Consider the following 2931-nt stretch of genomic DNA (forward strand, 5'->3'; position numbering starts at 1 on the left):
TCATCCACTCCCTTCCTTGCTCGGTTCGGGCTCGAAGCCCTTGCAACTATTCGGGTTGAGGAAGACCACCGGAGCTGTCCCTTGCTCTGATCTCAGGCTCTACCGCCTTTGGGGCGTTACGGGCTCAATTCCAGCGACGGGCGGTTTTGCGAGAACCGCCCGTTCGCACATTCTGGCAGATTTTGCGGACACAAGAGCGCGGCATAAACCGTAAAACCATTGCGCAGGGAAGGCCGGAGGCACCGGCTGATACCTGTATGCTCGTGTGCGCATTCTTGTGCACATCTTGCACACGAGACCGCGGGTGCCAGCCTGCATCCGACCTTCCCCGCGCCCTCTGTTTTCAAAAAGGGCGGAGAATCCTGCAAAGCTCGGGTGCATCGCGCCGCGAGCGGTTTCCGCGTGTCTGCTTTGCCTTTGACATTGAATCCGGAACTGCACAGATATGGCAGGGTGGCGTGGCCCTCCCGACCGAAAGCATCATGACGATTCCTGCATCCGCACTCCCCGTCGAAGCGCCGCCGGCCTTTCTCGGCGTCGCGCGATCGGCGACGGGAAAACGCTGGCGCGACCGGCTCGATGCGCGCGGGGCGGCGCGGGCGCTTGCGATTACGCAGCGCCATCAACTGCCGGAAATGCTGGCGCGGGTGCTGGCCGGGCGCGACGTCGGGATCGACGCGGTCGAAGACTTTCTCGATCCGACCATCCGCAAGCTGATGCCCGACCCCTATACCGTAACGCAGATGGAGACCGCCGCCAAACGCATCGCCGACGCGGCAAGCCGCGGCGAAAAGGTCGCGATCTTCGGCGATTACGACGTCGATGGTGCGACCTCGGCGGCGCTGCTGGCCTGGCATCTGCGCCATTGCGGGCTCGATCCGCTGATCCACATCCCCGACCGTATTTTTGAGGGCTACGGCCCCAACACCGAGGCCGTGCGCATGCTCGCGGGCAAGGGCGCGACGCTGCTGGTGACTGTCGATTGCGGCACCACGAGTATCGAGCCGCTCGCCGAGGCGCGGCGGCTCGGCCTGTCCGTCGTGGTCATCGATCACCATCAGACCGGCGATGAATTGCCCGCGGTCGATGCGCTGGTCAATCCGAACCGGCCGGACGATCTCTCCGGCCTCGGTCATCTCGCGGCCGTCGGCCTCGTGCTGGTCACGCTGGTCGCGGTGAACCGGGAATTGCGCGCGCGCGGATTCTGGAGCGGCGAAATGCCGGAGCCGGATTTGCTGGGCATGCTGCATCACGTCGCGCTCGGCACCGTCGCCGATGTCGCGCCGTTGATCGGATTGAACCGCGCCTTCGTGGCCAAGGGACTGATCGCGCTGCGGCGCCGCGACCATATCGGCCACACTGCGCTGATGGATGTGTCGCGGCTGAACGGTCCGCCCGAAGCCTGGCACCTCGGCTTCATGCTGGGGCCACGCATCAACGCCGGCGGGCGGATCGGGCGCGCCGATCTCGGGGTGCGGCTGTTGCTGGAAGGCGATGTCTCCGAGGCCGCGCGCATCGCCGCCGAGCTCGACCGCCTCAACAGCGAACGCCGCGTCATCGAGCAGATGGCGGAGGCGCAGGCCGAAGCCGAGGCGCTGGCCGCGCTGGGGTTGGAGGACAAGGGCGCGGTGATCGTCACCGCGGCCGAAGGCTGGCATCCCGGCGTGGTCGGACTGGTGGCGTCGCGGCTGAAGGAGAAATTTTCCCGGCCGGCGTTTGCGATTGCGCTGGAGCCGGGCGGGATCGGCACCGGGTCGGGCCGCTCGATCTCGGGCGTCGATCTCGGCCGCGCGGTGCGGCAGGCGGTGAAGGACCGGTTGCTGATGAAGGGCGGCGGCCATGCCATGGCCGCGGGCGTGACGCTGCGCAAGGAAAAGCTCGCCGAATTCCGCGCCTATATGGAAAGCGCGCTGGCTGAGGACGTCGCCAGATCGCGCCACGACAACGAGCTGTTGATCGATGGCGCGGTGAGCGCGCGGGCGGTGACGCCGGAGTTTGTGGCAACCCTCAATCGCGCCGGGCCGTTCGGCAGCGGCAATCCCGAACCGGTGATCGCGCTGCCGTCGCATCAGCTCGTCTATGCCGACGAAGTAGGTCAGGCGCATGTGCGCGTTCGCTTCAAATCCGGCGATGGCGCGATCGTCAACGGCATCGCGTTTCGCTCGATCGGGCAAAAACTCGGCAACGCGCTGACCCAGCATCGCGGCCAGCCCTTGCACGTCGCGGGATCGCTCGCGGTCGACCGCTGGCAGGGTTCCGAGCGGGTGCAGCTGCGCGTGCTCGATGTGGCCGTGCCGGATCAGGGACCGGCGGTGATCAGGTAGATGCATGCGATGAGACCGGCCAGCGGCGCGATCTCGAAAAGGTTGTCGGATCGATATGCAGAGAGTCCATTCATTCGTCATTGCGAGGAGCGCAAGCGACGAAGCAATCCATCCTTTCTTGTTGTGGTTACGTGGATTGGATTGCTTCGCGTGCGCTCGCAATGACGGGAAAACGCTCGCAATGACGAAACGGACCTCGCGCCAGCCAGTATCAATTTCCCTGCCGCAACCGCGCCAGCACCTTCAGCCCGCCATAGCCGTCGGCCGGCATCAGGCCCATTTTGGCCTGATAATCCTTCACCGCCTTCATGGTGTCGTTGCCGACACGGCCGTCGGTGCCGCCGGTGTCGAAGCCGGCCTTGGTGAGCCGCGTCTGCATTTCCTGCACCTCGGCCAGGGTCAGCGCGCGCTCGGAGCCGGGGAAGGGCTGGATGAAGGGCGGCGCGCCCAGGATGCGATCGCCGAGATGGCAGATCGCCAGCGCATAGTTCATCGACGGATTGTAGCTGCGCACGGCATAGAAATTCGGGCCCAGCAAAAAGGCCGGACCGCCGGCGACCGGCACCCACATCTGCGCCGACGCGGTCGGCTGCGGGAACGGCTGGCC

2 protein-coding genes are annotated in these 2931 nt (G+C 65.9%); one reads left to right on the plus strand and one right to left on the minus strand.

Going from position 1 to position 2931, the window contains the following annotated elements; genetic code table 11:
- Positions 1 to 482: 482 nt before the first annotated feature.
- Entirely contained in the window at positions 483 to 2324 is a 1842-nt protein-coding gene (gene recJ / locus WCE35_RS20685) for a single-stranded-DNA-specific exonuclease RecJ (protein ID WP_424595178.1), read from the plus strand.
- 211 nt (positions 2325 to 2535) lie between these two features.
- On the opposite strand, the gene WCE35_RS20690 is transcribed toward recJ, so the two are convergent.
- The coding region (locus tag WCE35_RS20690) for a peptidoglycan-binding protein (protein WP_424595179.1) at positions 2536 to 2931 on the minus strand (396 nt) is incomplete at its 5' end.

Origin of the sequence: Bradyrhizobium sp., assembly GCF_049691595.1 — a bacterium.
In the GTDB taxonomy this organism is placed as follows: Bacteria; Pseudomonadota; Alphaproteobacteria; order Rhizobiales; family Xanthobacteraceae; genus Bradyrhizobium.